This window comes from Streptomyces sp. DI166, from assembly GCF_900091315.1.
Lineage (GTDB): Bacteria > Actinomycetota > Actinomycetes > Streptomycetales > Streptomycetaceae > Streptomyces > Streptomyces fuscus.
Window position 1 is genome coordinate 76,806 of record NZ_FLSP01000001.1, and the last position, 23,931, is coordinate 100,736.

The 23,931-nt window shown below is 71.5% G+C and carries 22 protein-coding genes, 1 pseudogene and 1 riboswitch; of the genes and pseudogenes, 6 read left to right on the forward strand and 17 right to left on the reverse strand.

The genetic code is table 11. The annotated features are described in order from the left end of the window. Positions 1–94 precede the first annotated feature (94 nt). On the reverse strand, positions 95–586 hold the full coding sequence (locus tag GA0115233_RS00390; protein ID WP_093717970.1) for a winged helix-turn-helix transcriptional regulator: 492 nt from the start codon (positions 584–586) through the stop codon (positions 95–97). Between the two features lie 115 nt (positions 587–701). Between GA0115233_RS00390 and GA0115233_RS00395 the strand changes: the two genes are divergently transcribed. From GA0115233_RS00395 to GA0115233_RS00405, 3 genes are all read left to right on the forward strand, one after another. Then, complete coding sequence (locus GA0115233_RS00395) at positions 702–1,400, forward strand: SDR family oxidoreductase (RefSeq protein ID WP_093717971.1); 699 nt, start codon at positions 702–704, stop codon at positions 1,398–1,400. A gap of 12 nt (positions 1,401–1,412) precedes the next feature. Next, positions 1,413–2,978, forward strand: a complete 1,566-nt coding sequence (locus GA0115233_RS00400; protein WP_255310000.1) for an MFS transporter — start codon at positions 1,413–1,415, stop codon at positions 2,976–2,978. 116 nt (positions 2,979–3,094) lie between these two features. Next, positions 3,095–3,343, forward strand: a complete 249-nt coding sequence (locus GA0115233_RS00405; RefSeq protein ID WP_093718109.1) for a hypothetical protein — start codon at positions 3,095–3,097, stop codon at positions 3,341–3,343. Between the two features lie 19 nt (positions 3,344–3,362). On the opposite strand, the gene GA0115233_RS00410 is transcribed toward GA0115233_RS00405, so the two are convergent. After that, complete coding sequence (locus tag GA0115233_RS00410) at positions 3,363–4,556, reverse strand: MBL fold metallo-hydrolase (protein ID WP_093717972.1); 1,194 nt, start codon at positions 4,554–4,556, stop codon at positions 3,363–3,365. Between the two features lie 165 nt (positions 4,557–4,721). On the opposite strand from GA0115233_RS00410, the gene GA0115233_RS00415 reads away from it, so the two are divergent. Both GA0115233_RS00415 and GA0115233_RS00420 read left to right on the forward strand, forming a co-directional pair. Beyond that, the gene (locus tag GA0115233_RS00415; RefSeq protein WP_093717973.1) at positions 4,722–5,900 is read left to right on the forward strand and encodes a Glu/Leu/Phe/Val dehydrogenase dimerization domain-containing protein; all 1,179 of its coding nucleotides are present in this window, start codon (positions 4,722–4,724) and stop codon (positions 5,898–5,900) included. Between the two features lie 53 nt (positions 5,901–5,953). Beyond that, entirely contained in the window at positions 5,954–6,574 is a 621-nt protein-coding gene (locus GA0115233_RS00420) for a TetR/AcrR family transcriptional regulator (RefSeq protein WP_093717974.1), read from the forward strand. Positions 6,575–6,750: 176 nt separating this feature from the next. Here the strand turns inward: GA0115233_RS00420 and GA0115233_RS00425 are convergent, their stop codons facing one another. Further along, a complete protein-coding gene (locus GA0115233_RS00425; protein ID WP_093717975.1) occupies positions 6,751–7,536 on the reverse strand; it encodes an SGNH/GDSL hydrolase family protein in 786 nt (261 codons plus the stop codon). Between the two features lie 229 nt (positions 7,537–7,765). Then, positions 7,766–8,716, reverse strand: a complete 951-nt coding sequence (locus tag GA0115233_RS00430) for a LysM peptidoglycan-binding domain-containing M23 family metallopeptidase (RefSeq protein ID WP_093717976.1) — start codon at positions 8,714–8,716, stop codon at positions 7,766–7,768. Positions 8,717–8,720: 4 nt separating this feature from the next. Continuing rightward, positions 8,721–8,916, reverse strand: a riboswitch (cyclic di-AMP (ydaO/yuaA leader). 427 nt (positions 8,917–9,343) lie between these two features. On the opposite strand from GA0115233_RS00430, the gene GA0115233_RS00435 reads away from it, so the two are divergent. Further along, a complete protein-coding gene (locus GA0115233_RS00435) occupies positions 9,344–10,129 on the forward strand; it encodes a tyrosine-protein phosphatase (RefSeq protein WP_093717977.1) in 786 nt (261 codons plus the stop codon). 21 nt (positions 10,130–10,150) lie between these two features. Here GA0115233_RS00435 and GA0115233_RS00440 read toward each other — a convergent pair whose 3' ends face one another. The 13 genes and pseudogenes from GA0115233_RS00440 to hpnC form a co-directional block, all read right to left on the reverse strand. Further along, the gene (locus tag GA0115233_RS00440) at positions 10,151–10,273 is read right to left on the reverse strand and encodes a DUF6126 family protein (protein WP_093717978.1); all 123 of its coding nucleotides are present in this window, start codon (positions 10,271–10,273) and stop codon (positions 10,151–10,153) included. Next, a complete protein-coding gene (locus GA0115233_RS00445; protein ID WP_093717979.1) occupies positions 10,270–10,893 on the reverse strand; it encodes a helix-turn-helix domain-containing protein in 624 nt (207 codons plus the stop codon). Before GA0115233_RS00445 ends, GA0115233_RS00440 begins: the two co-directional genes overlap by 4 nt. Before the next feature lie 75 nt (positions 10,894–10,968). Beyond that, positions 10,969–12,354 carry an aspartate aminotransferase family protein gene (locus tag GA0115233_RS00450; RefSeq protein WP_093717980.1) on the reverse strand — a complete coding sequence of 462 codons (1,386 nt, stop codon included), beginning with the start codon at positions 12,352–12,354 and terminating at the stop codon, positions 10,969–10,971. Continuing rightward, positions 12,351–14,243, reverse strand: coding sequence for a 1-deoxy-D-xylulose-5-phosphate synthase (gene dxs / locus GA0115233_RS00455; RefSeq protein ID WP_093717981.1), 1,893 nt, complete (start codon positions 14,241–14,243; stop codon positions 12,351–12,353). Before dxs ends, GA0115233_RS00450 begins: the two co-directional genes overlap by 4 nt. Positions 14,244–14,269: 26 nt before the next feature. Continuing rightward, positions 14,270–15,427, reverse strand: coding sequence for a flavodoxin-dependent (E)-4-hydroxy-3-methylbut-2-enyl-diphosphate synthase (gene ispG / locus GA0115233_RS00460; RefSeq protein WP_093717982.1), 1,158 nt, complete (start codon positions 15,425–15,427; stop codon positions 14,270–14,272). 4 nt (positions 15,428–15,431) lie between these two features. Continuing rightward, positions 15,432–16,454: an adenosyl-hopene transferase HpnH gene (gene hpnH / locus GA0115233_RS00465; protein WP_093717983.1), complete on the reverse strand. Its 1,023-nt coding sequence runs from the start codon at positions 16,452–16,454 to the stop codon at positions 15,432–15,434. A 5-nt stretch (positions 16,455–16,459) separates the two neighbouring features. After that, complete coding sequence (locus GA0115233_RS00470; protein WP_093717984.1) at positions 16,460–17,101, reverse strand: phosphorylase family protein; 642 nt, start codon at positions 17,099–17,101, stop codon at positions 16,460–16,462. Next, positions 17,101–19,089 (reverse strand): squalene--hopene cyclase, encoded by a 1,989-nt coding sequence (shc, locus tag GA0115233_RS00475; RefSeq protein ID WP_093717985.1) that lies wholly within the window; start codon positions 19,087–19,089, stop codon positions 17,101–17,103. Before shc ends, GA0115233_RS00470 begins: the two co-directional genes overlap by 1 nt. 118 nt (positions 19,090–19,207) lie before the next feature. Beyond that, positions 19,208–20,341 (reverse strand): polyprenyl synthetase family protein, encoded by a 1,134-nt coding sequence (locus GA0115233_RS00480; RefSeq protein ID WP_093717986.1) that lies wholly within the window; start codon positions 20,339–20,341, stop codon positions 19,208–19,210. Further along, positions 20,341–21,735: a hydroxysqualene dehydroxylase HpnE gene (gene hpnE / locus GA0115233_RS00485; RefSeq protein WP_093717987.1), complete on the reverse strand. Its 1,395-nt coding sequence runs from the start codon at positions 21,733–21,735 to the stop codon at positions 20,341–20,343. Before hpnE ends, GA0115233_RS00480 begins: the two co-directional genes overlap by 1 nt. Then, complete coding sequence (locus tag GA0115233_RS41575) at positions 21,732–21,872, reverse strand: DUF6380 family protein (RefSeq protein ID WP_255310001.1); 141 nt, start codon at positions 21,870–21,872, stop codon at positions 21,732–21,734. The genes hpnE and GA0115233_RS41575 overlap by 4 nt, the downstream gene beginning before the upstream one ends. After that, complete coding sequence (hpnD, locus tag GA0115233_RS00490) at positions 21,872–22,822, reverse strand: presqualene diphosphate synthase HpnD (protein WP_093717988.1); 951 nt, start codon at positions 22,820–22,822, stop codon at positions 21,872–21,874. Before hpnD ends, GA0115233_RS41575 begins: the two co-directional genes overlap by 1 nt. Continuing rightward, positions 22,819–23,714, reverse strand: a pseudogene (gene hpnC / locus GA0115233_RS00495) (squalene synthase HpnC). Before hpnC ends, hpnD begins: the two are co-directional and overlap by 4 nt. Positions 23,715–23,931 lie beyond the last annotated feature (217 nt).

The following is a 23,931-nucleotide window of genomic DNA, read 5'->3' on the forward strand; positions in this document are numbered from 1 at the left end:
AGAGGTCAACCTGACGCCACCCGGTTCACCCTCCCGAGGGTTCCGGCCCAACGGTGACGGGGCGTGGCGGAAGCACCGGGGTGCCCCTTGGGCGTCAGGAGGCGTCCGGCTCGACGCGGAGCAGCCCCGGACCCTCGTCCACGTACGTCTCCCCGTCCGCCACGTCGTGCCCCTCGCCGCACCGCAGCGCGGCGCGCACCTCGGCGCCGCAGTCCTTGTGGCGTACGACGACCGCGGGCCCCTGCTCGTCGGCGGCCCAGGTGTCGCCCCACTGCCGCAGGGCCACGAGCACGGGCAGGAAGTCGCGCCCCTTCCGGGTCAGTTGGTAGGCGTGCCGGGTCCGCTGGCCCGGCTCCCGGTACGGCACCCGCTCCAGCAGTCCGGCCGCGGTCAGCTCCTTCAGGCGTGCCGCGGCGGCCGGTTCGCCGACGCCCACGCGCTTGGCGAAGTCGTCGAAGCGCCGGGTGCCGAAGAACGCCTCGCGCATGATCAGCAGCGCCGTCCGGGTGCCGACGATCTCCAGGGTCCGGGCGATGGAGCAGTTGGCCATGGACCAGGTGTCCCGCTCCGCCAGCAGATCGCTCATGCCCGCCTCTCCCGCTTCCCCGGCTGACTTGCCTCAACAGATGTCAGACTATACCGTCGAGCTGACTTACGAATACATAAGTCAGCCCTTTGCGTTGCATCCGTAGGAGAGAGTCATGGACATCAGCACGGCAACAGCCCTGGTCACGGGCGCCAACCGGGGACTCGGCAGGGCCCTTGCCCAGGAGCTGACCGCACGCGGCGCCACCGTCTGGGCGGCGGCCCGGCGGCCCGAGCAGATCGATCTGCCCGGTGTGAAGGCGATCCGGCTGGACGTCACCGATCCCGAGTCGGTCGCCGCTGCCGCCGAGGCGGCCGGTGACGTCAATCTCCTGATCAACAACGCGGGCACCTCCACCGGCGCCGACCCGCTGACCGGCGACTGGGCCGACCTCCGGCTGGAGCTGGACACCCACTACCTGGGCAGTCTCCGGGTGATCCGGGCCTTCGCCCCGGTGATCGAGGCCCGCGGCGGCGGGTCGATCCTCAACATCCTGTCGGTCCTGTCCTGGATCGGCTTCCCGACCGTCGGCGCCTACGCCGCCGCCAAGTCCGCGGCCTGGAGCATGACCAACACCGTCCGCCAGCAGCTCGCGCCCAGCGGCATCACCGTGTCCGCGCTGCACGTCGGCTACATGGACACCGACATGGCCCGCCACGTCACCCAGCCCAAGACCGCCCCCGCCGACGTCGCGCGCGCCGCAGTGGACGGCATCGCCGCGGGCTCGCCCGAGATCGTCGTCGACGACCTCAGCCGCCAGGTCCAGGCGGGCCTCGCGGGCGGTGTCGCCGCCCTGTACCCCCAGCTCGGCTGAGACGAGGACGCCGTGACCTCCACCCCCTCCCCCGTGGCCGCCGACCGGGCGGCCGCGCCACGGCCCTCCGACGGGGACCGGGCCGCCCGGTTCACCGCGACCGTGACCCTCGTCGCCATGTGTCTCGGGGCCATGACGACCTTCCTGCTGATCACCGCGTCCGTGTCGGCGCTCGCGGCCATCCAGGACGACCTGCGCGTCTCCCCGACCGGCCTGGTCTGGATCCCCTCCGCCTACACCCTGCTCGTGGCCTGCCTGGTGATGTCCGCGGGCACGGTCGGCAACCTCTACGGCCGCAAGCGCGCCTTCCTGACCGGCGCCGCGATCCTGATCGCCGGCTCGCTCACCGTCTACGTCTCGACCTCGGTGACCGGTGTCATCGCCGGCCAGCTGATATCCGGCGTCGGCGGCGCGCTCGTCCTGCCCAACAGCCTGGCCATCCTGAGCGCCGCCTTCCCCGACCCGCACCGCCGCACCGAGGTGGTCACCATGTGGGCGGCCTCCTCCGGCATCGGCCTCGCCGTCGGACCGCTCATCGCGGGCGCCCTGATGGACCACTTCCACTGGCACACGGTCTTCCTGTCGACCGCCGTCCTCGCCGTGGTCACGATGGCGGTCGCCGCCTTCGTCACCGAGTCCCGCGCCCCCGGCGGCAGACTCGACATCCCCGGCCAGATCCTTGCCGTCCTGGGCATCGCCGCCCTCGTCTACGCCCTCATCGAAGGCGGCCACGAGGGCTACACCGCCCCGCGCATCCTCGTCGCCTGGTGCGTCGCGGCCGCGGCGCTGACCGGCTTCGTCCTCGTCGAACGCGCCGCCCGCGCCCCCATGCTGGACGTCTCCCTGTTCCGCTCGGCGTCCTTCAGCGCGGTCATGTTCGTCGCGGCCGTCTCCCTGTTCGGCTTCACCGGGGTCGCCATCCTGTCGGTGCTCTTCTACGAACGGGTCCAGCACCTGTCCGCCCTGGACGTGGCGTGGCGCCTGCTGCCCTTCTTCGGGACGTACGTGGTCGTCGCCTACGCCGCCGGGGCCCTCATCCGCCGTACCGGCTTCAAGCTCCCCCTCACCTCGGGCTTCCTCCTCGGCGCGGGCGCCACCGCCGGATTCCTCACCGTGGGACCCGACACCCCCTACTCCCAGGTGTGGTGGCTGTACGTCCTCTTCGGCGCCGCCTGCGGCATGGTGGCCGCGCCCAGCACCGCCGCCGCCCTGGTCAGCGTCTCCCACGAACGCGCCGGAATGGCCTCCGGAGCCGTGAACGCCTTCCGCCAGGTGGGCTCCGTGACCGGCTCCGCCCTTCTCGGCGCGCTGCTCGCAGGCCGGCTCCGGTCCCGGCTGCCGGCCGAGCTGGAGGCCCACGGGGTACCCGAGGGGTCCAGGTCCGCCGTCGAGCATGCCGTCTCCACGGGCAGCGCCCACGGCCCTGCCCCGCGCAGCGTGACGGCCGCCATCGCTGACGCCTTCACCTCCGGAGTGCACGCGGGCATGGTCGTCGTCGCCGTGGTCTCCCTGTGCGCGGCACTGGCCTCCGCGCTCCTGGTGCACAACCGCCCGCACCGGGTCGGCGGGACGGGCTGAGCACGGTCCCCGGGCACGAAGACCTCCGGTGTGGTGCGGCCGTCGTGGCCGCACCACACCGCGCTCCCCGGCAGGTCGCTGTTATGGTGCGCGCGCGGGGCGGGAGGGGAGCCAGGTTGAACGACCGGTACAGGATCGAACACGTCGCGGACCTGCCGCCCGCGTTGGCGGCGGTACTCGGGATCCTCGCGCTCGCACTCGTCGTCGGAGTGGTGTGGGCGCTGCTGCGGCTCCCGGACCACACCAAGCTCAGGAGCCCCGAGGCTCGCGAACGGGCGCGGCGGCGCGAGGAGAGCCAGAAGCGGCAGCGGAAGCTGCGGGCGCGGCGGGAGTCGCTCCAGCGCAGGGCGCGGCGTCAGCCGTAGGCGTACGCCCTGCTGGGCGTCACCGCTCCCCGGCCAGGTCCAGATCCTCGCTGCGCGGCTCCGCCACGGGCTCGGCCGGCTGCGGGCGGCGCCAGGGACGCGGGACCGGCTCGGTCGCCGCGCGCCACCAGGGCTGTACGGGAAGCAGGCCGCCCGGTTCGAAGGGCTCGCCGGGCCGGGGGAAGGCGGCGGCCTGTCCGGCCTCGTCCGCCGCGTCGCGGGTCCACTCGCCCGGTTCCGCCCACGCGTGCGTGGCGAGGTTGAAGGTGGCCCAGTGGATGGGCAGGAGCACGCCGTGCGGGCGGCCGCCCTGGAGGTCGAGGTGGGCGCGCAGGCCCTCCTCGGGGGTCATGTGGATGTCGGGCCAGAACTCGCTGTACGCGCCGAGCTGGATCATCGTCGTGTCGAACGGGCCGTGCTCGGCGCCGATGTCCTTGAAGCCGTCGAAGTAGCCGGTGTCACCGCTGTGGAAGATGCGGTGCTCGGAGCCGGCGACCGCCCAGGACGCCCACAGGGTGTGCTGGGTGTTGCGCAGGCCCCGGCCGCAGAAGTGGCGGGCCGGGGTGGCGGTGAGGGTGAGGCCGCCGATCTTGGTGGCCTCGTGCCAGTCCAGCTCGCGCAGCCGGTCGGCGGAGACGCCCCAGTGCTCCAGGTGGGCGCCGACGCCGAGCGGCACGGCGAAGACCGTGTCGGTGTCGGCCAGTGCCTTGATGGAGGGCAGGTCCAGGTGGTCGTAGTGGTCGTGCGAGATCACCACCACGTCCACCGGGCCGAGCGCGGCCAGCGGCAGCGGTACGGGGTGCAGCCGCTTGGGGCCGACGAAGTTGAACGGGGAGCAGCGCTCGCCCCACACCGGGTCGAAGAGCACCCTGTGGCCGTCGATCTCGGCGAGCACGCTGGAGTGGCCCATCCAGGTGATGCGCAGGCCGGTGGCCGGCGGGCGGGCGAGATCGGCCAGGGTGGTGGGGTGCACCGGCACGGTGCCCCGGGGTGAGCGGCGCGGGCGCTCGTCCTTGGCGAAGAAGACCTTGGCGAAGTCCAGCGTCGAGCCGGAGGGCCGGGTGCGGGTGACGCCGCCGGGGTTCTGGAAGACGCCGTCCTTGAAGTGGGGCGATCTGCGGATGCGCTCCATGCGCTCGCCGGTCGGGTCCGCGCCGAAGGCCGCCGGCTCCAGCGCGCGGAGCACGGAGCTCAGGGAACGGGAACCGGTCACGCTACCTCCAGGTGGAGTTGTCCAGACAGCTCATTATCGTCGGCTCCTGTCACAACGATCGCCGACGGATTCCTGTTCCTGCTGAACGGCCATGGGTGCGGTGCCATGCGTTGACAGTGCGCGAACCCGATCCGGATACTGAATAGCAATTCAGTAAGGAGCCCCATGACCACCCCTCTCCTCTCCCTCACCTGGACCGACAGCATCACCGGTCACCAGGGCTTTCTCGTGATCGACCGGCTGGTGCGCGGGGTGTGCAGCGGGGGTCTGAGGATGCGCGAGGGCTGCACGCTCGACGAGGTGACCGGCCTCGCCCGCGGCATGTCCATGAAGGAGGCGTTGCACTACGACCCAGAGGGCCGTTACGTCCCGCTCGGCGGCGCCAAGGGCGGCATCGACTGCGATCCGCGCGATCCGGCGGCGTACGGGCTGCTGGTGCGCTATCTCCGGGCGGTGCGGCCGTACGTGGAGAGCGTGTGGGCCACCGGCGAGGACCTCGGGCTGATCCAGGACCTGGTGGACCGGGCGGCCGCCGAGGCGGGCCTGGTCTCCTGCGTCCAGTCCGTGTACCCGCTGCTGGACGACGAGGAGGCGGCCCGGCGGCGGCTGGCGGACGCCTTCGCCGTGCGGGTGGACGGCATCGGGCTCGACGCGCTGGTCGGCGGCTGCGGGGTGGCCGAGGCGGCGCTGACGGCGCTGGACCGGGCCGGGGTGCCGTACGCGGGCACGCGCGTGGCCGTGCAGGGGTTCGGGACCATGGGCGGGGCGACGGCGCGGTTCCTCGCCCGCGCGGGGCTGACGGTCGTGGCGGTCGCCGACCTCAAGGGCACGATCGCCAACCCGGCCGGACTGGACGTAGAGGCCCTGCTCGCCGCGCGCGACTCCTACGGGCTCGTCGACCGCGCCGCGCTGCGTCCCGGCGACCGTGAACTGCCGGGCGAGGAGTGGCTGTCGGTGGCGGCGGAGGTGCTGGTGCCCGCGGCGGTGTCGTACGCCGTCGACACCGTGAACCAGGAGCGGATCACCGCCCGCTGGATCGTCGAGGCGGCCAATATGCCGGTGCTGCCGGAGGCGGAGGCGCTGCTGGCGGCGCGGGGCGTGACCGTGCTGCCCGATGTCGTGGTCAACTCCGGGACCAACGCCTGGTGGTGGTGGACCCTGTTCGGCGACATCGGGCCCGACGCGCGGGAGGCCTTCGCCCACACCCGCCGGGCCATGCGCGCGCTGACCGGGCAGATGCTCTCCCGCGCGGAGGCCGACGGCAGCTCGCCGCGGGCGGCGGCGCACGCGATCGCGGCGGACCGGCATCCGGTGATCGAGGAGAGGTACGGCCAGTACAGGTGACCGCCCCGGGGTGGGCCGGGGCCGCGCGGGTCCCACGGGTTAGGGTGAGCGCCGTGGCGAGGGTGCGGTTGAGTGTGGCGGAGCGGCGCGAGGAGTTGCTGCGGGCCGCCATCGGGCAGATCGAGGCGCGCGGCGTGGCCGCGGTGCGGATCGCCGACGTGGCGTCGGCGCTCGGGGTGAGCAACGCGCTGGTGCTGTACCACTTCTCCACCAAGGAGAAGCTGGTCGCCGAGGCCTTCGCGTACGCCGCCCAGGACGACCTCGCCCACCTCCGCAAGCTCCTGGGCCGCCGTACGACCGCGCTGCGCCGGCTGCGCGCCGCCGTCCGCTGGTACGCCCCCACGGGCCAGGCCAAGGGCTGGCGGCTGTGGATCGAGGGCTGGGCGGCGGCCCTGCGCGAGCCCGCCCTGCGCGAGGTCACCCAGGACCTCGACCGCGAGTGGAAGGCCGCCATCACCGAGGTCATCGCCGAGGGCGTGGCCGCGGGCGAGTTCCACTGCCCCGACCCCGCGAGCGCCGCCCTGCGCCTGACCGCCCTCCTGGACGGCCTCGCCGTCCAGCTCACCTCCTACTCCGGCGCCCTCTCCCGGGCCCGCGCCCGCGAGTGGGCGGACGAGGCGCTGGCCAGGGAACTGGGCGTGGCGCGCACGGAGTTGTCGACCGCCGCGCGCTGAGCCGGGGTCGACGCGGATACGGGGTCGACGCGGATACGGGGTCGACGCGGATACGGGGTCGACGCGGATACGGGGTCGGCCCGCCCCCTGATGGGGACGGGCCGTTCCTCATGCCGTGCACGCGCGTGCCTGACTCCCCCGCCGTCAGCCCACTCGTCCGGTGCCGGGCGGGTGGCTCAGACCGCCGCCTCGATGCGCATCTTGATGTCGTCCGGGGACAGGTGTCCCTTGGCCGTCACATGGTCGCCGGAGGACTCGCCGCGCAGACGGCGGCCGATCCAGGGGACCAGGTACTCGCGGGCCCAGTGGACGTCGTCGCGGCGGATCTCCAGGGTGCCGCGGGGCGGGAGCGGGGGCCAGGGCTGGTCCGGGTCGGCGGGGACCTCCAGGCCGAGGACCTGGCCCGCGCGCAGCGCCACGCGCGTGTGGCCCTCGGGAGACAGGTGCAGCCGGTCGCTGTCCCAGGCCCGGCGGTCCTGGACGGTCTTCAGCGACCACAGGTCGAGCACCGGGAAGCCGTACCGGTCCGCGATCGACCGGACATGCATGTTGTACGTGGCGATCTTGCCGCGCAGGTGCTTGAGCACGGGTACGCCACGGGTGTCGAAGCCGGTCGTCACCAGGACGGTCCCGGCGGCGTCGGCGAGCCGCGCCACCGCCCGCTCGTACCGCTCGGCCAGTTCGTCGGGGTCGGTGCCGGGCCGGATGATGTCGTTGCCGCCCGCACAGAACGAGACGAGGTCCGGGGCGAGTTCGCACGCCCGCGGCACCTGGTCCGACACGATCTGGTCCAGCAGCTTCCCGCGCACCGCGAGGTTCGTGTAGCGGAAGTCGCCCTCGGGCCGGCGGTCCGCCAGCAGCACGGCGAACCGGTCCGCCCAGCCGACGAAGGCTCCGTCGGGGCCAGGGTCGCCGACGCCCTCGGTGAAGCTGTCCCCCACCGCGACGTACGACCCGATCACTGTCTCGTTGTCACTCTTCGAATCGTCTGCCACATCGGCCCATGATTCCCTTTCGAATGTGACCTACGCGACCGTAGGCAGGGGTTGACGGGCGGTGAGATAAGCCACTCCAAAGCCTTGGCCAAGTCCGGAATAGAACCAGGTCGGCGACGCCGAAGGCCGGACCCGGGGATCATGGGTCCGGCCTTCGGCGGCGTGTCAGGGAGGGTGCCGTGCGGCGGGCGGTCCGTCAGCCGATGGAGACGCCCTTGGCGCGGAGGTAGGCGATCGGGTCCACGTCGGAGCCGTAGTTCGGCGTGGTGCGGATCTCGAAGTGCAGGTGCGGGCCGGTGGAGTTGCCGGTGGAGCCGGACAGGCCGACCTGCTGGCCCGCCGTCACCGACTGGCCGCTGGAGACGGACAGCGAGGACAGGTGGGCGTACTGGGCGTAGTGGCCGTCGGCGAGCCGGATGACGACCTGGTTGCCGTAGGCGCCTGCCCAGCCGGCCGAGACGACGGTGCCCGCGCCGACGGCCTTCAGCGGGGTGCCGGACGGGACGACGAAGTCGGCGCCGGTGTGGTAGCCGCTGGACCACATGCTGCCCGCGACCTTGTAGCCGGTACCGACGCCGGCGCCGGCGACCGGGGCGCTGAAGCCGGTGGCGGCGGCCGGGGCGGCCTGCGCGGTGGTGGGCGCGGCCTGCGGCGCGGAGGACTGCGCGGGAGCCGAGGGCTTCGCGGGCGCCGCCGGCTTCGCGGCGGACCGCGTGGCGGACCGGGAGACCGACTTCTCGGCGCGGTCCGTCGAGGCGGCCTTCTTGTTGATCGACAGCTTCAGGCCCGGGTGGATCAGCGACGGGTCGTCGCCGACGGCCTCGCGGTTGTCCTGGTACAGCTTCTGCCAGCCGCCCCGGACGTCCTGCTCGTCCGCGATCTTCGAGAGGTAGTCCCCGGACCGCACGGTGTAGATCTTCGTCGCCGACTTCTTCGCGGACTTCTTCGCCGTTTCCTTCTTGTCGACCGACTTCGTCGACTGCACCGACTGAACGGCCTTTTCCGGAACGGACTGCGACGGTGCCGCGTGGGCGCCGGTGGCGCCCAGGAGCGGGAGGGCGAGTGCGGCGCCACCGGTTCCGGCGGCGGCGATTCCACGGGTGAGACGCAGTGTCTTGGGACGGCGGTGCTTACCCTTCGCGGGCATGGCGAATTCCTCTCCGGCGCCTACGAGGTGAGCTGTCGGGTGCGGACTGGAGATGTCCGGCCGCGCGCTGGGCGCGACTTGACCCCAAGCCTGTTCCGGAGACCGGACCAGGCGGTGGTGCCTGTGGGTCCCCCGCTCCTGCCGTGCACGGGTGAGTGTGCGGGATCACGAGCGGCGGCAGGATTCGGCGTCCGCTCGGATTGGTGGCGAACGTAAGCGACCAAGACGCAAAGGGACAAGCAGAAGGTTCCACCCGAAGCCATTCCTCTTGATCCCCAGCCGGAATTCGCGGTCACTTTCCGTGCATTAGCTGATGATCGGCTCCGGCAAATGCCCTTGAAAAGCGCATGAATTACGTGGACATGACGGACGACTCACCGTCACGGATATGACGCTCCTCACGTGACACTGCTCCAGACTCCTTTATTCCAGAGCGAGTTGGAATGAAGTGCACTCAAGGCCACTGAAGAGCAATTAAGGTTCTAATTCGGACAGGGACGGAATGAGACCGATATCAGAGCTGTTCGTCCGTTTTGCCACCTTCCCCCTGTCGCCGGTACCGATGTCGTATCGTCAAGGCGTGCCCGCCGACGACACGAGCCGGCGGAACCGGTGGGAGGAGCCCAAGTGACGCAGCAGGTCCCGTCGACCGAGCCGGAGCTGGCCGGAGTTCGCAACTTCCGCGATGTGGGCGGACTGCCGACCGTGGACGGACGCCGGGTACGACAGGGCGTGCTGTTCCGCAGTGGGCATCTCGCGCACGCGACCGAACAGGACGCGGCGTTCCTCGGCTCCCTCGGTCTGCACACGATCTTCGACTTCCGCAACGCGGCGGACCAGAAGCTGGAGGGCCCCGACGTCGAGCTGACCGGGGTGCGCAATGTGAACCTGCCGCTGTCCGACCCGGCGGACGGCGCCGAGTTCTGGAAGATGGTGCGCGACGGCGACATCGAGCAGCTGCGGGAGATCCTGGCGGACGGCAAGGCCGCGAACCGCATGATCGATTCGTACCGCATGATCATCAAGGAGCGCACCGCCGAGCACTCCCAGGTGCTGCTGGCTCTCGCCGAGGACAGCGTCCCGGCCCTGATGCACTGCGCGGCGGGCAAGGACCGCGCGGGCCTGTCGATCGCGGTGACCCTGCTCGCCCTGGGCGTGGAGCGGGACGCGATCCTCGCCGACTACCTGGAGTCCAACGCCAAGCACCGCCGCTACAAGGTGAAGCGCAACAACAGCTACACCCCCGAGGTGATGGAGCTCCTCAGCCCCCTGTTCGACGCCCGCGCCGAGTACCTGACGGCGGCCTTCGACACGATCGAGGAGACCTGGGGCGGGGTGGACCCCTACCTGGAGCAGGCCCTGCGGGTCACCCCCGCCGTCCGCGAGCGCCTGCGCGACCGGCTCCTCGACTGAGCCGGGCGCCGGTCGCGGCCGCTACTGCTTGGCGCCCAGCTCGAAGAGCAGGTAGATGAACGCCGCGAAGACATGCCCCACCGCGATGTAGATGATCAGCCGCACCCACAGGGCGCGGGGGAACTTCTCCTCCATGTCGGTCATGGCATGTCTCCGTGGTGTGAGGGAGCGGGGCCGCCCAGGCACAGGGCGGACGTGGGGCTCTGCAGCAAGGTGTGGACGAAGAGCAGCTCCACCCCGTCCGGGTCCTGCGCGGCGATCCGGTGCGGGGTCAGGGAGTCGAAGTGGGCGCTGTCCCCCGGGGCCAGGCGGTGCGTGGTGTCGCCCAGGCGCAGGCGGAGGCGGCCGGTGAGGACGTAGAGCCACTCCTCGCCGGGGTGCACCCGCACGATGTCGCCCTGGGAGCCGTGGGGGACGTGCAGGCGCAGGGCCTGCATACCGCGGCCGGGGGCGCCGGCCTGGCGGTACGTCCACCCTCCGGCGGCCGTCGGTTCCATCTCGGCGCCGCGGACGACGGCGTCCCGGTCGGCGACCGTCTCGCCGAGCAGTTCGGAGACCGTCGTACCGTAGATGCGAGCGAGTGCCAGCAGCATCGGCAGCGAGGGCTGGCGGTGTCCGGTCTCCAGCCGGGAGAGGTGGGCCGGTGACAGTCCGGCGGACGCTGCCGCGGCCTCCAGCGTGAGGGCGGCCCGGCGCCGGAGATCACGCAGCCGCGGCGCCACCGCGGACAGGTCGTCGGGCGGCCCGGTCTCGGGAGAGCTCATGCTCTCCATTCAGCAGGATATTTGCCTCTGCGGCAAATTTCTTGCCTCAGAGGCAAAACCCTTCAGTCCTGCCGGTCAGCGGTTCGCCACCGCCTGCTTCACCAGCGTCTTGCCGAAGTCCCACATCAGCCCGCCCCCGCTGTGCGCGTCGTCCATCACCTCGGTGAACGCGTCCACGAACCGCTCCACCTCCCGCTCGCCGATGATCAGCGGCGGGATCAGCTTGATCACCTCCAGGTGGTCGCCGGAGACCTGGGTGAGGATCCGGTGCCGCTGGAGCAGCGGGACCACGACCATCTGCGCGAACAGGCCCTTGCGGGCGGCCTGGAGCATGGTCCACCGGCTGCGCAGCTTCAGCGAGGAGGGCCGGCCGAACTCGATGCCGATCATCAGGCCCCGCCCGCGCACGTCGGCGAGCAGCTCGTACTTGTCGGTGAGGGCGGCGAGCCGCGTCTTCAGCAGCTGACCCGTCGCGCGGGCGTTCGCGACGATCTGCTCGTTCTCCATGACGGTCAGCACCGCGAGCCCGGCCGCCATGGCCTGGGCGTTGGAGCCGAAGCTCGCCGAGTGGACCAGGACGCGGTCCATGGACGAGTAGACCTTCTTGAAGATCCAGTCCTTGCCGAGCGTGGCGCCGACCGGGACGTATCCGCCGGACAGGGCCTTGGCCACGCACACCAGGTCCGGCTCCACGCCGTCCTCGTGCTGGTAGGCGTAGAAGTCCCCGGTGCGGCCGAGCCCGGTCTGCACCTCGTCGGCGATGAGCAGCGCCTTGTGCTTGTGCAGCAGTTCCTGCGCGGCCCGCAGATAGCCGGGCGGCGCCTCGTGCACGCCCTTTCCCTGGATGGGCTCGACGATCAGGGCGGCTACGTCGCCCTTCTTCAACTCCCGCGCCAGGGCGTCGAGATCGCCGAGCGGTACGGCGGTGTCCGGCAGCAGCGGGGCGAAGCCGTCCCGGAAGCCGTCCTCGCCGTTGACGGACAGGGAGCCCGTGGTCAGGCCGTGGAAGGCGTGCTCGCAGTACAGGACCCTGGGCCTGCCGGTGGCGCGGCGCGCGAATTTCAGGGCCGTCTCGACGGCCTCGGTGCCGCTGTTGCCGAAGAACACCCGGTCCAGGTGCGGGCTGTGCGCGAGCAGCTTCTCGGCGAGCAGTCCGGGCAGCGGCTGGCAGTCGAACCGGGTGAGGTCGGCGAGGGAGAGGTCCAGGACGTCGTGCAGGGCCCGGCGGACCACGGGGTGGTGGCGGCCGAGCCCCATCACCCCGAACCCCGCGAGCATGTCCAGGTAGTCGGCGCCCTCGGCGTCGTAGAAGTAGGCGCCCTCGGCGCGCTCGTAGACCTTGTCGAAGCCGATGGTGTGCAGCATGCGCGGGAGCTGGTGGTTGAGGTACTTGCCGTGCAGCTCGTAGCGCTCGGCTCCGCGCGCGGCCAGCAGCGCGCCGAGGTCGAACTCCGTGGTCATTCCGCTGTCTCCTTGACTGGCTCCTGGACGGCCAGGCTCGCGCTGATCCGGCCCGCGACCTCCACGGGCGTCAGGCCGATGTCGGCCAGTACCTCGCTGCGCTTGGCGTGCGCGAGGAACTGCTCGGGGATGCCGAAGCGCCGCACCGGAACATCGACATCGGCGTCACCGAGGGCGAGTGCGACGGCGGCACCCACTCCGGCGGCACGGCTGTTGTCCTCGACGACGGCCACCAGCCGGTGCCGGGCGGCGAGGCCGGGCAGCTCGGGGTCGACGGGCTTGACCCAACGCGGGTCGACGACCGTGCAGTTGATCCCCCGGGCCTGGAGGAGTTCGGCGGCCTGGAGGCAGACCGGCGCCATCACGCCGACGGCGACCAGCAGCACCTCCGGGTCGGGGTCACGGCGCAGTACGTCCATGCCGCCGATCCGGTCCAGGGCCGGGATCTCGGGGCCGACGGTCTCCTTCGGGAAGCGCACCAGGGTGGGCGCGTCGTCCACCGCGACGGCCTCCCTGAGCTGGGCGCGCAGTTGGTCGGCGTCGCGCGGCGCGGCGATCCTGAGGCCGGGGACGACCTGGAGGACCGACATGTCCCACATGCCGTTGTGGGAGGCGCCGTCGGTGCCGGTGATGCCGGCCCGGTCCAGCACGAAGGTGACACCGCAGCGGTGCAGGGCGACGTCCATCAGGAGCTGGTCGAAGGCCCGGTTGAGGAAGGTGGCGTACACGGCGACGACCGGGTGGACGCCGCCGGTGGCCAGGCCCGCCGCGGAGACCGCCGCGTGCTGCTCGGCGATGCCGACGTCCCAGACCCGGTCCGGGAAGCGGGCGGCGAACTTGCCGAGGCCGACAGGGTGCAGCATGGCCGCGGTGATGGCGACGACGTCCTCGCGCTCCTCGCCGATCCTCACGATCTCCTCGCCGAACACCGAGGTCCAGGAAGGGCCGTTGGACGGGGCGAGGGGCTCGCAGGTGAGCGGGTCCATCACGCCGACGGTGTGGAAGTGGTCCTCCTCGTGGGCGAGGGCGGGTTCGTAGCCGCGGCCCTTCTCGGTGAGGCAGTGGATCAGTACGGGTCCGTGGAAGCGTTTGGCGCGGCGCAGCGCGGACTCCACGGCGCCAATGTCGTGGCCGTCGATGGGGCCGACGTACTTCAGGCCCAGGTCCTCGAAGAGGCCCTGCGGGGCGAAGGCGTCCTTGAAGCCCTTCTTGGCGCCGTGCAGGGCCTCGTAGAGGGTGTTGCCGATCACCGGGGTGCGCTGGAGGACGTCCTTGCCCCAGGCCAGGACCTGCTCGTAGCTGTCGGTGGTGCGCAGGGTGGCGAGGTGGTTGGCGAGGCCGCCGATGGTGGGCGCGTAGGAGCGCTCGTTGTCGTTGACGACGATGATCAGCGGCCGGTCCTTGGCGGCGGCGATGTTGTTCAGCGCCTCCCAGGCCATGCCGCCGGTGAGGGCGCCGTCGCCGATGACCGCGACGACATGCCCCTTCTCGCCCTGCACCTGGCGGGCCTTGGCGAGTCCGTCGGCCCAGCCGAGCGCGGTGGAGGCGTGGCTGTTCTCGACGATGTCGTGCTCGGACTCCTCGCGCGAGGGGTAGCCGGACAGGCCGCCCTTGCCGCGCAGCTTGGAGAAGTCCTGACGTCCTGTCAGCAGTTTGTGCACATAGCTCTGATGGCCGGTGTCCCACACGATGCGGTCGACCGGCGACTCGAAGACCCGGTGGAGGGCGATGGTCAGTTCCACCACCCCCAGATTGGGCCCGAGATGCCCGCCGGTCCGTGCGACCGCGTGCACCAGGAACTCCCTGATCTCGTCGGACAGTTCCCTCAGCTCCGCCTCGGCCAGCGCCTTCAGATCGCGTGGTCCCCGGATGTTCTCCAGAATCGTCACGTCGGGCCCCCTTCGGTCCGTGCTGCTCAACTCACGGTGACGGCCGGCTCCCCCGACTCGACGCCGTCCTGCTCCATCTGTTCGGCGATCTTCATCGCTTCCTCGATGAGGGTCTCCACGATCCTCGACTCGGGCACGGTCTTGATGACCTCGCCCTTGACGAAGATCTGCCCCTTGCCGTTGCCGGAGGCGACCCCCAGATCCGCCTCCCGGGCCTCGCCGGGACCGTTGACCACACACCCCATGACGGCCACCCGCAGCGGCACTTCCATGCCCTGAAGGCCCGCCGTGACCTCGTCCGCCAGCTTGTAGACGTCGACCTGGGCGCGCCCGCAGGACGGGCAGGAGACGATCTCCAGACGCCGCTGCCGCAGCCCGAGCGACTCCAGGATCTGGCAGCCGACCTTGACCTCCTCCGCGGGCGGCGCGGACAGCGACACCCGGATGGTGTCGCCGATGCCGCGGCTGAGCAGCGCCCCGAAGGCGACGGCCGACTTGATCGTCCCCTGGAAGGCCGGGCCCGCCTCGGTGACGCCGAGGTGCAGCGGGTAGTCGCAGCTCTCGGCGAGCTGCTGGTAGGCGGCGACCATCACCACGGGGTCGTTGTGCTTCACGGAGATCTTGATGTCCCGGAAGCCGTGCTCCTCGAAGAGCGAGGCCTCCCACAGCGCGCTCTCCACCAGGGCCTCGGGGGTGGCCCTGCCGTACTTCTGCAGCAGCCGCCTGTCCAGCGAACCGGCGTTGACGCCGATCCGGATCGGCGTGCCGTGGTCGGACGCGGCGCGCGCGATCTCCTTGACCTTGTCGTCGAACTGCTTGATGTTGCCGGGGTTGACGCGTACGGCGGCGCAGCCGGCCTCGATCGCCGCGAACACGTACTTGGGCTGGAAGTGGATGTCGGCGATCACCGGGATCTGCGACTTGCGGGCGATGGTGGCCAGCGCGTCCGCGTCGTCCTGCGTGGGGCAGGCGACGCGGACGATCTGGCAGCCGGACGCGGTGAGTTCGGCGATCTGCTGCAGGGTGGCGCCGATGTCCGACGTACGGGTCGTCGTCATCGACTGCACCGACACCGGGGCCCCGCCCCCGACCGCCACCGGTCCGACGTCGATCCGCCGCGACACGCGCCGCTCGGCGATCGGCCGGACCGGTACCTCGGGTACGCCCAAGGGGATGGCGGTCATGGGGTCACTCCCGGTTTCCGTTGACGGTCTCGCGCATGGCCCGCAGGGACTCCTTCAGGGAGCCCATGGTGGCCAGGACGGCGGTGGGCTCGTAGCCGCAGTGCGCCATGCAGTTGGCGCAGCGCGGGTCCTTGCCGCGGCCGTACTTGTCCCAGTCGGTGTCCTCGATGAGTTCGCGGTACGTGGGCACGTAGCCGTCGCTCATCAGGTAGCAGGGGCGCTGCCAGCCGAACAGGGAGTAGTTGGGGATCGCCCAGGCCGTGCACGGGAAGTCGACCTTGCCCTCCAGGAAGTCCAGGAAGAGCGGGGAGTGGTTGAGCCGCCAGCGGCGCCGGTTGCCGCCCGAGAAAGCCTTCTTGAACAGCTCGCGGGTCTGCTCGACGCCCAGGAAGTGCTCCTGGTCGGGCGCCTTCTCGTAGGCGTAGGCGGGCGAGATCATCATCTCGTCGACCTTGAGGTCGTCGTTGAGGAAGTTGAGCACCTCGATGACGGTCTGCGGGGTGTCGGTGTTGAAGAAGGTGGAGTTGGTGGTGACCCGGAAGCCGCGCCGCTTGGCCTCCTTGATGGCCTCCACCGCCTCGTCGAAGACGCCTTCCTTCGCCACGGACTCGTCGTGCCGCTCGCGCAGTCCGTCGATGTGCACGGCGAAGGCGAAATAGGGCGAGGGTTTGAACTTGTCCATCTTCTTGCGCAGCAGCATGGCGTTGGTGCACAGGAAGACGTACTTCCGCTTGGCCACCAACTGGCGCACGATCTCGTCGATCTGAGGGTGCATCAGAGGCTCGCCGCCGGCGATGGACACCATCGGCGCGCCGGATTCGAGCACCGCGCCCACGGCCTGGGCGACCGGCATGCGCTGCTTCAGCACCCCGGCCGGGTGCTGGATCTTGCCGCAGCCCTCGCACTTGAGATTGCACGCGAACAACGGTTCCAGCTCCACGATCAGCGGGAACTTGTCACGCTTGCGGAGCTTTTGTTCAGCCAAGTAAGTAGCGACCTTGATGGACTGACGCAGCGGCATGGCCATCTGGCTCACCTCCTGGGGAGCAGCAAAGAACGGTGCCATTCGTAGAAAGCGGGAAGGACCGACCTGAGCACACGGAACGCCGATATTCCCCCGCGCAAGGTGCCGATCCGGACGAGTTCATGTTCTGGAGCGTCCACGACCACCCGTACGGCCGCAACGGGGCGCTCGCCCGCGCGCGCGGCGCGCAGGAGCGTCGCCGCCGACTCCATGTCGACCGCGATTGCGCCGGTCGAAAGCAGATCCGACCGTTCCTGACCACGGACCACGTGATCGGAGCCGGTGACCGGCCCGGTGTGCACGGTGCGTCCCGGGACGGCCCGGCCGAGTTCCTTCACCAGCAGTTCGGTGCCCACACACTCGGTGGTGCCGCGCGGGTCCCGGGTCTCCGCGGCGACGACCAGGTCACCGGGGTGCATCCCGGGTGCCAGTCCCGCGCAGAAACCGGTGGCGATCACCGCGGCCCCGGCGAGCGCCGGGTCGGCCAGGGCCCGCTCGACGGCCCGTTCGGCCGCCTTGGGGCCCATGCCCGTACGGACCACGGTGACCGGCCCGCCGGGCTCGCCGTGACCGCCGGTGCGCAGCGCGAGCCGCTCGATGCCGAGCGCGCAGGCGATCAGCAGCGGAGCCGGAGCGGGCGGTGTGCTCATCAGCCCCCCTCGGCCCCGGCGAAGGGGTCCCCGTGCACATACCGGCCGAGCGCCGTGAGCGGGAAGACCTGCCGGTAGAGGTGGTAGTTGATGGAGAAGTCCCAGGGGAAGCCGGTGCCGGTGAAGTACGGCTCGTCCCAGGACCCGTCCTCGCGCTGGGTGGCGGCCAGCCACTCCACGCCGCGCTCGACGGCCTTGGAGTCCCGCTCCCCCGCCGCGAGCAGCGCCATCAGCGCCCAGGCGGTCTGGGAGGCGGTGGAGGCGCCCCGGCCGCTCCAGCCCTTGGCGTCCCGGTAGGAGCGCAGGTCCTCGCCCCAGCCGCCGTCGTCGTTCTGGACCGACTCCAGCCAGGCCACGGCCCGGCGCATCGCCGGGTGCGAGCCGGGGATGCCGGCGGCGGCCAGGGCGGGCACCACCGAGCCGGTGCCGTAGATGTAGTTGACGCCCCAGCGTCCGAACCACGAGCCGTCCGGCTCCTGTTCGGCCAGCAGCCACTGGATGCCGCGCCGGGTGCGCGGGTCGTGGGCGAGGCCCTCGACGGCGAGCATCTCCACCACGTGCGCGGTGACATCGGCCGACGGCGGGTCGATGACCTCGCCGAAGTCGCAGAACGGCAGCCGGTTCGGGAAGGGGCTGGTGTTGTCCACGTCGAAGGCGCCCCAGGCGCCGTTCCTGGACTGCATGCCGAGGTTCCAGCGCACCCCGCGCCCGATCGCCTTCTCCACCCGCTCCGGGTCGTGGTGTCTGACCCGGCGCAGTGCGAGGACCACCTCAGCGGTGTCGTCGATGTCGGGGTAGTTGTCGTTGTGGAACTCGAACGCCCAGCCTCCGGGCGGCAGTCCGGGCCGCTTGACGGCCCAGTCGCCGGGCCGCACGATCTGCTCGCCGAGCATCCAGTCGGCGGCCCTGACCAGTTGCGGATGGTCGGCGGGCAGCCCTGCGTCGGCGAGCGCGATGGTGGCGAGGCAGGTGTCCCAGACCGGGGACTGGCACGCCTCGATCATCCGGGCGCCGTCCTCGCGCCACACGGCGAAACGGTCCAGCGAGGCCAGCCCCTCGCGGATCACCGGGTGCTGGAGGTCGTAGCCCATCAGGTGCAGGGCGATGATCGAGTACACCGCCGGGGGCTGGATGCCGCCCCAGCAGCCGTCGTTCTCCTGGCGCTCGATGATCCAGCGGGCGGCGGTGTGCATCGCGGCCCGGCGCAGCCTGCGCGGGACGACCTTGCGCACCTGGTGCAGCGCCCTGTCCAGGCGCTGGAAGGCGCCGTCCCAGCTCGCGGCCGGGGCGAGCGGCCGGTCGGGGTTGGGGTGGGCGGGGTCGGTGTGCAGCTCGTCCAGCGGGAAGGGCGCGGGCCGCACCGGCCGCTTGGCGGAGACGATCGTCAGCGGGACGATGGTCTGCCGGGCCCAGCAGCCGAAGTCGTAGATGTTGAGCGGCACCCAGCTGGGGAACCAGATCAGCTCGGGCGGGAGTTCGGGCAGGTCCTCCCACTTCCACCAGCCGAACAGGGCCAGCCAGATCCGGGTGAAGACCCGGGCGGAGGCGATGCCGCCCCGGCCGCGGATCCACTGGGCCGCGCGCGCCATGTGGGGTTCGTCGGGCGCGTCCCCGGCCAGCCGCAGCGCGACGTAGGCCTCGATGGTGGTGGAGAGTTCGCCCGGTCCGCCGTAGAAGGTGGCCCAGGTGCCGTCCTCGCGCTGCTCGCCGCGGATGAACAGGGCGGCGGCGCGGGTGGTCGACTCGTCGAGGATGCCCAGGAACTGACGCAGCAGCAGGTCCTCGGCGTCCATGGTGACGTTGGTCTCCAGGTCGCCCTTCCACCAGCCCTGGGCGTCCTGCCGGGCCAGCAGGAAGTCGGTGGCCCGGCGCACGGCGCGCACGGCGGCGTCCTGGACCCCCGCCTCGACGGGAGTGAGGGTGGTTTCGCTGGCCGCGGCAGCGCGGGGCGGCAGGGCCCCGGTGCTTCCGTCGGTCGTCGCTGTCATGGCTTCCCCTTCGTGCAGTGTGCAAGTGGTGCGTCTGCTGTGGGTCCGCCGTCGGCCGGTGCTGGTCTTCCCGCGACACCGGCCGGCGACTACGCGAGGGCTATTCGACCGATAGTGATCATCTCTTTCGTACGACGACGAAGTCGGCGAGCGCGGTGAACTGCGCCCGCACCCGGTCGGGCATGTCCACGGCGTCGAGGGCTTCGATGGCGATGGTGTGCTGGCGGCGCGCCTCGTCGGCGGTCCACTCCCGGCCGCCCGCCTCCTCGATGAGGGCGGCGCGGGCGGCGAACTCCTCCTCGGAGAAGTTCTCGAAGTCGCTGGCCTTGGCGTCGGCGGCGAGCAGCTCACCCAGCCGCTCGGAGGCGGGTCCGCCCGCCGCGAGCGCGGCGACCACGGGCAGCGACTTCTTGCGCTGGCGCAGATCGCTCCAGGTCTGCTTGCCGGTGGACTCCGGGTCGCCCCAGATGCCGAGGAGGTCGTCGACGGCCTGGAAGGCGAGACCGAGGTGGTAGCCGTACTTCTCCAGGGTGTCCGCGGTGCGGTCGTCCGCGCCGCCGAGCACCGCGCCGATGGAGCTGGCGCAGGCCAGCAGGGCGCCGGTCTTGTTGCCCTCCATCTCCAGGCACTCCTCGACGCTGACGCGGTCGCGGTGCTCGTAGGAGATGTCCTGGGCCTGACCGTCGATCAGGGCCCGGGTGGCGCTGGTCAGCCGGCGGGTTGCGCGGCCGGCCTCGACGGTGCCGAGTTCCAGCAGCAGTTCGTTGGCGAGGGCGAACAGGGCGTCGCCGACCAGGATGGCCTGGGCGGGGCCGTGCACCTTCCACACCGTGTCGCGGTGGCGGCGCTGCTCGTCGCCGTCCATCAGGTCGTCGTGCAGCAGGGAGAAGTTGTGCACCAGCTCCACGGCGACCGCGCCGGGGATGCCGACCTCGGGGGCCGCGCCGGTGACCTCGGCGGAGAGCACGGCGAGGGCGGGGCGCACGGCCTTGCCGCCGTCGCCCGCGGAGGGCCTGCCCTCGGCGTCGATCCAGCCGAAGTGGTAGGCGGAAACGGTGTCCATGGGCGGTGCCAGGCGGTCGATCGCCGCCCGCAGCACCGGGGTGGCCAGGGTCCGGCCGCGCTCCAGGAGCGCGGTCACGTCCACCGCGGTCTCTGCAGCGGCCTTCGAGGCCGGGGGCACAGTGGGCACAGTCTCTCCTCTTGTAGCGGTACCGGGGGTGCGGGTGCCTGCCGCGCGCTGATGGAGCATCAGGCCGCCTCCTCGACGTCGAAGAGGTGACGGGGGCGGGGCCGGCCGAGGGCGCCGAGGGCGGCGTCGGCCGCGCTCACACCGCTGCGGACCGCACTCTCCATGGTCGCGGGCCACCCGGTGGCGGTCCACGCTCCGGCCAGGTACAGGCCGGGGGCCTTGGTACGGGTGCCGGGCCGCAGCCGCCCGACACCGGGGGTGGGGGCGAACGTCGCCGTGCGCTCCCGGGTCACGAAGAAGTCCTTCACCCCGGCCTCGCGGGCCAGGGGCAGCAGCCGGGCCAGTTCCGGCAGGTAGCGCTCGCGCAGCCGGGCCACGGGCGCGTCGATGTCGTCGTGCGCGGCGGACTGGGAGACCGCCAGGTACTGGCCCTCGCGCAGCCCGGAGGACGCGGTCCGGTCGAACACCCACTGCACGGGGGTGCCGAGGGCGGCGAAGAACGGGGCGCTGAGCACCGGCCGGTCGTAGACGACGTGGACGTTCAGGATCGGCGCGGTGCCGATCTCCAGCAGCCGGTCGGGGTCGTCGAGGGCGCCGGCGGGCAGCAGGTCGTGGGCCTCGCTCTGGGCCACCGCGAGGACGACCGCATCGGCACTCAAGGACTCGCCGGGAACCTGGACGGCCCAACGTCCGTTCTCGTCAGGGGAGATGGAGGTGACGCGTGTACGGACCTCGGTACGCACGCCCGCGGAGTCGAGCGCCTTGCGGGCCAGCCGGTCGTGCAGTTCACCCAGCGGCACATGCGCCCATCCGATGTCGGCCGCGCCCGGGTCGGACAGCAGACCGGTCTTGAACACCATCGCGGCGAGCCCCAGCGAGGCGTCGTCCGCGACCGCGTTGAGGGTGGCGACCCCGACCAGGTTCCACAGGGCCTCGACGGCGCGCGGGGACTGGCCGTGCGCGGCCAGCCAGCTGCCGAAGTCCTGTTCGTCCAGGGCCGGGTCGTCGAGGTCGAGCCCCTTCAGCGCGAGCGCGGCACGCCCGACGGCGGCGCGCTCGGTGAGGGAGAGGTGCGGATAGGCGGCGAGGCTGCGCCCCAGATGCAGCGGTACGGGCAGCGGGTCGCGGCGGATCCTGCCCAGCCGTCGCCCCTCGGGCTTGGCGAGATCGAGAACGGGCACGTCGAGACGATCCTGCAGAGGCGCGAGCGCGCTCGCCTCGATCCGGTCGAGGAACCAGCGGTACGCGGTGCAGCAGCGCAAGTACACGTGCTGGCCGTTGTCGACGGTGAGGTCGCCGCGCTGGAAGGAGAAGGCGAGCCCGCCCAGGCGTGGCCTGCCCTCCAGCAGCGTGACCCGCACCCCGGCGTCGGCGAGTGCCAGGGCCGCGGTGATTCCGGCCAGTCCGCCGCCGACCACGACGGCGTCGCCGCCGGTTACCTTTCCGTCGGTCATCGTGCGTCCTCCCCCGAACGGCCGTCGCGGTGCTTGAACGGTGCACGGTCGGCCGTCTCAGTCAGGGACGCAGGCAGGGCTCGGAGGGTTGCGTACCGTTTCTCCCCGGTCGCGTCACCCTGGACCGGACTGTCCATCAGGCCCGCCTCCTGACCGCGCGCCGGTTCACATGGCGGGTGTCCAGACCGGACAGACCGCGCACGGCGACGTACGCCTTCTCGCGCCCCGGCAGCGAGACCCGGCCGCGCAGCACCGCCTCCGGTTCCCGCTCGATGCGGTCCAGGAGCCGGCGGTAGATCCCGGCCATGGCCGCGACACAGGCGCCGCTGCGCCGGTCGAGCATCGGCAGCAGCCGGTAGCCCTCGGCGAACAGCGCGCGGGCCCGCCGTACCTCGAAGTGCACCAGGCCCGCGAAGTCGGCGCCCTCGGGCACGGCCGGGGAGGCGAACCCAGTCGAGCAGCCGAACTTGGCGAGGTCGTCGGCGGGCAGATAGGTACGGCCGCCCTCGGCGTCCTCGCGCACGTCGCGCAGGATGTTGGTGAGCTGCAGGGCGAGGCCGAGGGTGTCGGCGTACTCCGGTGCCCGCTCGGCGCCGCGCGCCCCGGGCTCGGTGCCGAAGACGCCGAGCGAGAGCCGGCCGATGGCGCCCGCCACACAGCGGCAGTACACCTTCAGATCGTCCCAGGTCTCGTAGGTCTCGCCGCGTACGTCCATCAGCACGCCGTCGATCAGCTCGTCCAGGCCCTCCAGCGGGATCGGGAAGACCTCGGCGGCGTGACTGAGCGCGACCGCGACCGGGTCCGTGTCGTCCTCGTCGACCGCGCCCTCGCGGACCCGGGTCAGCAACGCCCGGGTCTCCTCCAGCCGGGCGATCTTGACGTCGGGGGCCAGGGCTCCGTCGCCGATGTCGTCGACGCGGCGCGAGAACGCGTACAGCGCCGACATCGCGCGGCGCTTCGGTGTGGGCAGGAGCCTGATCCCGTAGGCGAAGTTACGGGCCTGCTGTCCGGTGACGGCCTCGCAGTAGCTGTAGGCGGCGAGTACCGGTGCGGACGCGTGTGGTGCCAACTCCACGGTCCGGATCACCCCTCTCCTCGCAGAGTCAGGCCCACCTCGCGCAGCAGCTGAATCCTGCCGGGCTTGGGCGGGCCGAGAAGTACGTCGTATTCGGCGGCGGCGATCGCGCGGATCGCCGCCCTTCCCCCGCCACGAACCCTGCGAGCAGCAGTCTCAGCCTGCCGTGGACGCTACCCACCAGGGGGGCGCCTTCATTCAGGAGATCGTGGGCGCGTTCTGCTTCGTATGCAACCAGTGCGCGCACCGATGCGCCCGCGGTTTTTGTGGCGAGGTCCGCCTCCTGGACGTGAAAGCGCTTCATGTCCTCGGCGGGCAGGTAGATCCGGTCACGCCCGAGGTCCTCGGTGACGTCCTGGAGGTGCTCGACGATCTGGAGGGCGGTGCACACGGCGTCGGAGCGGCGGATCCGCTCGGGGGTGGCGGTACCGGTGACGGCGAGGACGAGGTGTCCGACGGGGTTGGCGGACAGCTCGCAGTAGGCGAGCAGGTCGTCGTAGGTCTCGTAGCGGGTGACGAGTTGGTCCTGGCGGTTGGCCTGGATGAGACCGAGGAAGGGCCCGGGGGTCAGGGCGCGGCGGCGGACCGTGGGCTGCAGGCGGCGCAGCAGCGGGTGGCGCGGGGTGGAGTCGAAGACGCGGCGCAGATCGGCTTCGAGGGCGTCCAGCATGAGCAGCCGGTCCTCGCTGTCCGACACACCGAGGAAACGCGCGTCGGCGCCGCCGGGGGCGAGATCGCCGTCGCCGATGTCGTCGACCAGACGTGCGAAGCCGTAGACGGCCATCAGATCGGCGCGCCAGGCGCGGGGCAGGAAGAAGGGGGCCACGGGAAAGTTCTCGTGCGCGGCCTTGTCGAGCGTGCCGCGTTCGGTGTCCACGGCGCGCGGCGTGCCGGCGCCCGTCACCGCGTACTGCCCGGGGCGGGGACGGCACATGCTGCGTTGAGCTGGGGAGTTTCCGTAGCCATTGCCGTCACATCTCCCGTTCTACACCGCCGACCCAATACACACTATTTCGGACACGCCGCCCGGCTGTCCGCGCGGGCTCCCCAGCAGAGGGTGTGGGGCATTATGGCCCCACTTGCCGCGATTCGGGACCGGTCCAGCTTACGTTGTACAACGC